At 33.1% G+C, this 7,270-nt stretch carries 9 protein-coding genes; 2 read left to right on the top strand and 7 right to left on the bottom strand.

All coding sequences use genetic code 11. The features are described 5' to 3' along the window. Positions 1–9: 9 nt before the first annotated feature. Entirely contained in the window at positions 10–114 is a 105-nt protein-coding gene (locus AC8IGH_RS04750; RefSeq protein ID WP_507419570.1) for a YgaP family membrane protein, read from the top strand. A 36-nt stretch (positions 115–150) separates the two neighbouring features. Here the strand turns inward: AC8IGH_RS04750 and aceA are convergent, their stop codons facing one another. Together aceA and AC8IGH_RS04740 are read right to left on the bottom strand one after the other, a co-directional pair. Then, on the bottom strand, positions 151–1,425 hold the full coding sequence (gene aceA, locus AC8IGH_RS04745; RefSeq protein WP_507419569.1) for an isocitrate lyase: 1,275 nt from the start codon (positions 1,423–1,425) through the stop codon (positions 151–153). Continuing rightward, complete coding sequence (locus tag AC8IGH_RS04740) at positions 1,418–1,651, bottom strand: hypothetical protein (protein WP_507419568.1); 234 nt, start codon at positions 1,649–1,651, stop codon at positions 1,418–1,420. The genes aceA and AC8IGH_RS04740 overlap by 8 nt, the downstream gene beginning before the upstream one ends. Before the next feature lie 139 nt (positions 1,652–1,790). On the opposite strand from AC8IGH_RS04740, the gene AC8IGH_RS04735 reads away from it, so the two are divergent. Then, positions 1,791–3,206, top strand: a complete 1,416-nt coding sequence (locus AC8IGH_RS04735) for a helix-turn-helix domain-containing protein (protein ID WP_507419567.1) — start codon at positions 1,791–1,793, stop codon at positions 3,204–3,206. Here the strand turns inward: AC8IGH_RS04735 and AC8IGH_RS04730 are convergent. From AC8IGH_RS04730 to phaP, 5 genes are all read right to left on the bottom strand, one after another. Continuing rightward, positions 3,203–4,117, bottom strand: coding sequence for an alpha/beta hydrolase (locus tag AC8IGH_RS04730; RefSeq protein ID WP_507419566.1), 915 nt, complete (start codon positions 4,115–4,117; stop codon positions 3,203–3,205). The genes AC8IGH_RS04735 and AC8IGH_RS04730 overlap by 4 nt on opposite strands. After that, the gene (locus AC8IGH_RS04725) at positions 4,089–4,838 is read right to left on the bottom strand and encodes an enoyl-CoA hydratase/isomerase family protein (RefSeq protein ID WP_507419565.1); all 750 of its coding nucleotides are present in this window, start codon (positions 4,836–4,838) and stop codon (positions 4,089–4,091) included. The genes AC8IGH_RS04730 and AC8IGH_RS04725 overlap by 29 nt, the downstream gene beginning before the upstream one ends. Positions 4,839–4,844: 6 nt before the next feature. Beyond that, entirely contained in the window at positions 4,845–6,041 is a 1,197-nt protein-coding gene (locus AC8IGH_RS04720; RefSeq protein ID WP_507419564.1) for an acetyl-CoA C-acetyltransferase, read from the bottom strand. Between the two features lie 36 nt (positions 6,042–6,077). Beyond that, on the bottom strand, positions 6,078–6,800 hold the full coding sequence (phbB, locus tag AC8IGH_RS04715; RefSeq protein ID WP_507419563.1) for an acetoacetyl-CoA reductase: 723 nt from the start codon (positions 6,798–6,800) through the stop codon (positions 6,078–6,080). Between the two features lie 149 nt (positions 6,801–6,949). After that, a partial coding sequence (gene phaP, locus AC8IGH_RS04710; RefSeq protein WP_507419562.1) for a TIGR01841 family phasin occupies positions 6,950–7,270 on the bottom strand: 321 nt, incomplete at its 5' end.

The following is a 7,270-nucleotide window of genomic DNA, read 5'->3' as shown; positions in this document are numbered from 1 at the left end:
GCATTAGGAATGATCAGTCCTTGGGGCTGGCTTGCGATTGGTCTAATTGTAAGTGGCGTGCTTAGAAATTGTACTCTTTATTCTTTGCTTGGGATTAACACTTGTAAAAGGTAAGAGCCCGACGATTAAATCGGGCCCTGGGTTAATTAACTAAAATTGTTCAGATTCCGTTGAACCACTCATTGCAGTGGTTGAAGTTTTTCCAGAACTAATAATTTGCGCAATGGTATCAAAGTAAGTTGTTCCAACTTCTCTTTGATGTTTAACAGCAGTGTAACCATCTTTTTCAGCTTCAAATTCTTGTTGCTGAATTTTAGAGTAAGCTGCCATTCCATCTTTTTTATAGCTTTGTGCAAACTTAAATACGGAATAATTTTGCACGTGGAAACCTGCAAGGGTAATAAATTGAAATTTATAACCCATCTCTCCTAATTTTTGCTGGAACGTTTGCATCTCATTTTCTGATAAATATTTTTTCCAGTTAAATGAAGGTGAGCAATTGTATGCCAGTAATTTTCCTGGATATTTTTTATGGATTGCATCTGCAAAAATTTTTGCTTCATTTAAATCTGGTTTTGCAGTCTCGCACCAAATTAGATCGCAATAAGGAGCATAAGCAAGACCTCTAGAAATAGCTTGTTCTATTCCATCTCTAACATAATAAAATCCTTCACTAGATCTTTCTCCTGTTAAAAAAGGTTTGTCATTCTCATCACAATCGCTTGTAATTAATTTTGCAGCATTAGCATCTGTTCGTGCAAGAATTACTAAAGGTACATTCATCACTCTAGATGCAAGGCGTGCAGCTTTAAGATTTCTAATTGCATTCTGTGTTGGGATTAAAACTTTTCCTCCCATATGCCCACATTTTTTTTCAGCAGCTAATTGATCTTCAAAATGAACACCCGCTGCACCTGCTTTTATAAATCTTTTAGTAAGTTCATAAACATTTAATGGACCACCAAATCCAGCTTCTCCATCTGCAATAATTGGCATTTGATAATCAATACTATTTTTAGGATCCATTTTTCCCTCTAACACTTCCATGTATTGAATTTGATCTGCTCGCATTAAAGCATTGATCATGCTTTCAACTAACTTTGGAGCACTATCATAAGGATATAAACTTTGATCAGGATACATTTCGCCAGCTGAATTGGCATCTGCTGCCACTTGCCAGCCTGATAAATAAATAGCTTTTAAACCTGCCTTTGCATGCTGAACAGCATGATTGCCAGATAAGCCACCTAAAGTATTAATGTACTTTTCAGTATTTAATAATTTCCAAAGTTTTTTAGATAAATTTTTTGAAACTGTATACTCAACGTTAAACGTTCCTCTTAACTTTTCGACATCTTCTTCAGAATAATTTGCAATTACACTTTCTAATCTTTTTTTAACTAAAGTATCAGTTGTATTAAGCATTCGTAGATCCACCATTCTTATTTTGTTTCATGGATAGCTTTGCTTCTAAATAGTTAATAAAAGATTGACCTGTTTTATAAACCGATGAAACCGCATTAGTAAAAATTTGCTTCTCTAAAGTATTCATAGCTTTAACGCTGTCCGCGTAGCTGTTTGTTTCATTGTAACAGTCGTCATTAAATGAAACGCAATTGCTTTCAATTTTATGCTTTTCTCGGTGTGTCATTGTTTATTTCTCCTTTTTGTTAATAAATTTACAATATTTACATTTAATGAATTTTCAAATATTTTCGTTGATAATGCTTGTAAATTTGTAATAAAAACTTTAATAATATATTTACAATTTGAAAATTTTGTAAATTTTTATGAGTAAACAACTAGGTTTTAAGATAAAAACAGCAAGAAGAAAGCTAAATATTAGCCAGGGAGACCTTTCAAAAAAGCTCGAAATCTCGCCAAGTTATTTAAACTTAATTGAGTCAGGCAAGAGAAAAGTAAGTGCTGATTTACTAATAAAGGCTTCAGAAATCTTAAACCTAGATCTAAAAAAATTATCAAAAGATGATAATTTAAACTTAGTTCATGATCTGCAAGAATTATTAAGTGATAACTTATTTGAAGACTTAGATATTACCAATCTAGAAGTGAAAGATCTAATTGAAACAAATCCATTAATTTCAAAAGCGCTTATTCGTCTAGGTGATGTTTATAGAAAAAAGAATTCTGAAATTTATGATAAACTTGAAGTTATTTCTGGTGAGAATGTTGCAAATCCTAAAGCAACATTTCCTGGAGAAGCAGTTTCAGATTTCTTGCAAGAATATCAAAATTATTTTTCAAAATTAGAAGAATATGCAAATAAAATTTTTAACCAAGTTAATAGAAATCATAGAACACGTCATGTTTTGTTAGTTGAATATTTAAAAAAACATCACAAAATTGATGTAGTAGATGTGGTTCCAAAAAATGATGAATTTTTCTTAAAAAGATATGTTCCAGAAAAAAGAACTTTATATTTATCTGACTATCTAACTCTCGACACAAAAAAAATTTACTGTGCGGCTCAAATTGTTCAAGCAGAAGCATTAGACTTAATTGAAAGTTATCTTAAAGATTATAACTTTCCATCTGATACAGCTAAAAAACTTACAACGATTTCACTGGTTAATTATACAGCCGCTGCAATTTTAATGCCTTACAAATTATTTTATGAAGAATGCAGAAAACATCGTTATGATCTAGAATTATTACAACATACGTTTTCGGTATCGTTTGAACAAGTTGCGCATCGAGTGACTTGTTTACAAGATCCTAAAATGAAGGGAATACCTTTTCATATGTTAAGAACCGATATTGCAGGAAATATTTCAAAACGATTATCATTATCTGGAATTCAAATACCTCGTTACGGTGGCGCTTGTCCAAGATGGAATATTCATTCTGCTTTCATGTTGCCAGGAAAAATTCATTCGGCTTTATCTAAAATGCCGGATGGTGAAAAATATGTTTGTATTGCACGTACTATTGAAAAAGGAATTGGAAGACATGGAATTTATCGAAGTATTCTAAGTATTGGCTTAGGCTGTAAAGCGCAATACGCAAAAGATTTTATTTATGCAGACACTCTAAATTTAAAAGATGAAAATGCACCCATTGCAATTGGCGTCAATTGTCGAACTTGCCCAAGAATGGATTGTCAACAAAGAGCATTCCCGCCTATTAACAAAAATCTAGATATAAACTTAAATAATAGAGGAGCTTCGGCTTACGTTAGTAATTAAAAGTTTGAGTATTTAGTAAAAAAACTCAAAAGCTCCTGTAACGTTTGTTTTGGAGCTTCTTCAGCAATAAAATGCTTACAGTCAAATCCCTTTCCTTCAACTTTCTTAGTCGTGTATTTTTGCCAAACTTTTAATGGTTTAAATTTTCTACCTACTCTGCCATTTTTACCCCATAGCACCTGAACGGGGATATTTAGTTTTTTATTTAAATCCTTCTTATCATGGACTAAATCGATGCTTGCCCCTGCCCGATAATCTTCGCAGCTTGAATGTATTCTTTTATAATCTTTAAAATATTTTAAATAATTTTTTTCCATTCCTTTAAAATTAAATCCACCAGACCATTTTTTAAGACAATAGTTAAGCCAAGTCCCAGGATCTTTAGCTATAAAATTTTCTGGAATAAATTTAGGTTGAATTAAAAAGAACCAATGAAAATAGTTAGTTGCAAAATCTTGATCTGTTGCATTGTACATATCTAGCGTTGGACAAATATCCATCACGCTTAATGCGATCACTTTATCTCGATGGTCTCGTGCTAGCCTATGAGCAACACGACCCCCACGATCATGTCCACCGAGTAAAAATTTTTTGTAGCCGATATTATTCATTAATTGAACCATATCCTTTGCCATTTCTCTTTTTGAATAATTAAGATGTTGACGATCTCCTTTAAGAACAAAGCTTTGACCATATCCTCTAAGATCTGGAAGAATAACTGTAAAATATTTTGTAAGTTCATCTGCAATTTTATTCCACATAAAATGATTTTGCGGATAACCATGCAATAATAAAAGTGGCGTACCAAAACCACCTATGCGATAAAAAATTTTTCCTTTATTAACTTTTTGGAATTTTTTTACAAAGTTTTTAAACAACTGCTTATTTCCATTCTGGTTTTGTTTTTTCAAAAAAACTTTTAATACCAATTTTTTTATTTTCACTATCTAATAACTTATAGAATGTCTGTCTTTCCTCATTAATAGAATTGTTATTATTAATAAGTCTTTTAATCTCCATTAAACTTGAAAGAGGTTTTTCTGAAATTAATTTTAATATTTTATGTGAACCTTCTTTAAATTCATTAGCTTGCAAAACAACACTTACAATTCCTATATTGTGCGCTTGTTGGGCAGTGATCATTTCTCCAGTCATACATAAATAATTTGCATTATACTTACCTGCGTAATGCTTTAATCTTTGTGTGCCCCCAATACCTGGAATTAAACCTAAATTAATTTCTGGTTGGGCAAATTTTGCATTCTCAGATGCAATAATAAAATCACAAATAAGCGCAAGTTCCATTCCACCCCCCAAAGCAAAACCTTCTACTAAAGCAATCACTGGTTTTTTTATGTTGTAAATTTCATCAAATGCAGCGAATAATTTTTTTTCAATAGCAGTATTTTGATTTAACGATTGTAACTCTTTAATGTCTGCTCCTGGCGAAAATAGTTTTTGATTACCCTCGATTGCGATACATTTGATAGAATTATCTTGATCAAAGTTTTTAAGAGCTTGGAGAATTTCTTTAGAGGTCTCAATATTTAAAGAATTTTTATCCGCAACTCTATCGATTTGAACAAACCCGATCGATTGTTCTTTTCTTACCTTAAGGTTTTTAAAATCCATTAAGGATTATTTATGATCAATAAAATTTCGCTCGATACACATTGCAATTCCCATTCCACCACCAATGCAAAGGGTTGCAAGTCCTCTTTTAGCTCGAATTTTGATCATTTCATGAAGCAAGGTTACTAAAATTCTAGCTCCAGATGCTCCGATCGGATGTCCGATTGCAATAGCACCTCCGTTTACATTTACTTTATCAACGGTCCAACCCATTTCTTTATTCACAGCTATAGCTTGGGCTGCAAAGGCTTCGTTAGCTTCGATTAGATCTAATTCATCTTCTCCCCAACCTGCTTTTTTAAGAGCAAGACGAGATGCTGGGATAGGTCCTGTTCCCATGATTGATGGATCAACTCCGCATACTGCCCATGAAACTATTCTTGCAAGCGGTTCAATGCTATTTGCTTTTGCAGTTTTGCCAGACATTAAACTCACTGCTGCAGCACCATCATTTAATCCTGATGCGTTTCCTGCTGTAACTGTTCCATCTTTTTTAAATGCAGGTTTTAGTGCTTCAAGTTTTTCAATTGTAGTTCCATCTTTTGGATATTCATCTTTGTCAAAAACAACATCTTGTTTTTTAACTTTAATAGTTAATGGAACGATTTCATCTTTAAATTTCTTACCTTTAATTGCTTCAATTGCTTTTCTTTGAGAAGCAGATGCAAATGCATCCTGATCTTTTCTTGTAATTTGAAATTTTTGGGCAACGTTTTCTGCTGTAACACCCATATGATATTGATTGTAAACATCCATTAATCCATCAACAATCATAGTGTCTTGCAATTTAGCATCTCCTAATTTCACACCATTTCTCATATTGATAAAATGTGGAGAATTGCTCATGCTCTCTTGTCCGCCAGCAATAACGATATTTGCATCTCCGCATTTGATTGAATTGTAACCAAAAGCAACTGCTGCAAGTCCAGAGCCGCAAAGTTGATTAATTGTAGTTGCAGTTTTTTCAACAGGAATACCAGCGCGAACTGCAGCTTGTCGTGCAGGGTTTTGTCCAACACCTGCTGATAATATTTGCCCCATATAAACAGTGTCTACTTGATCAGGCTTAAGCTCTGATTTTTCTAAAACTTTTTTAATTACTTCTGTTCCTAACTGTGGAGCTGTTAAAGAAGAAAGCGAACCGCCAAAAGATCCAACCGCTGTTCGAACTGCACCTGTTATTACTACATCATTATCACTCATCTTATTTTTATTTCTCCTTTTGGTTATAAATTTTTTTTACTGCATGTACTGGCCACCATTTATTGAAAAGGTAGCGCCGGTAATGAAGCCTGCTTTATCACTTACTAAATAACTTGCCAAGGCGGCAATTTCTTCAGGCTCTGCAAGTCTACCAACAGGAATTTGGCCTACGATTCCCTTTAAAATTGTTGGATCAATCTTTTTAACCATATCTGTTCCAACATATCCTGGGGCAATTACATTTACCGTTATTCCTTTGTTTGCATTTTCCAACGCGAGTGCTTTAGAAAATCCAACGATACCTGCTTTAGCTGCTGAATAATTAGTCTGGCCCACTTGTCCTTTTAGACCGTTAACCGAACTTATTGATACAATTCTTCCAAATCCTTTCGCTCTCATTTTTTCAATAACATTTCGACAAATGTTAAAAAGAGAATTTAAATTTGTATTAATAACTGAATTCCATTCTTCTGGGTTCATTTTGTGTAAAAAACGATCTTTAGTAATTCCAGCGTTGTTAATGACGATTTCTATATCGCCATATTTTTTTTCAACATCTGCAACAGCTGCTTTACAACTTTCAAAATAGGAAACATCTGATTTTATAACTTCAATTCCACTCTGCTTGGAATAAGCTTGCGCGGCATCTTCTTTGCCAACGTATGTTGAAACAACTTTATATCCTTCGTCTTTTAATTTTTTTGCAATTGCAGCACCGATTCCTCTTGTGCCACCTGTAACCAGAGCAACTTTCGACATTTTATGACTCCCAATCTATTAAATATGAAAAAATTATACTAAAGAGATTTTTAAAATACTAGCTTGATTTTGCTGAATTTTAGAGGGGTTTGGCTTAAATAAGGGGATATTAGGAACCAAACCCTCTAAATTTTCGTTAAAAACTAGTATTAGTTTTTAACAGAAGCTTTTTTACCTTCGTCTTCGATAACTTTTTTGATTTCTGTTAAACCTTCTAAAAGTCTTTTGTTAAGAATTTCGAAAGATTCTTTTGCAGTTTTTTCTGCAATTTTAGAGAAATCAGAAGCAATATTTTGAGCTTCAACGATTGATTCTTGGATCAATTCGATAGATTTACCAGCTGATTGCTGAGGATTTCCCTTAGCTAATTCAGAAGTAGCATCTTTAGCGCTAGAAATAGCTTTGTTAAGTACTTCTATTTGCTTTTTAGCAAGCGCATTGTAGCCTTCAAATAATACTTTAGATGCATT

The organism is Candidatus Allofontibacter sp. (assembly GCF_038145245.1).
Taxonomy (GTDB): Bacteria; Pseudomonadota; Alphaproteobacteria; order Pelagibacterales; family Pelagibacteraceae; genus Fontibacterium.
This window is presented reverse-complemented; position numbering and strand designations above follow the sequence as displayed.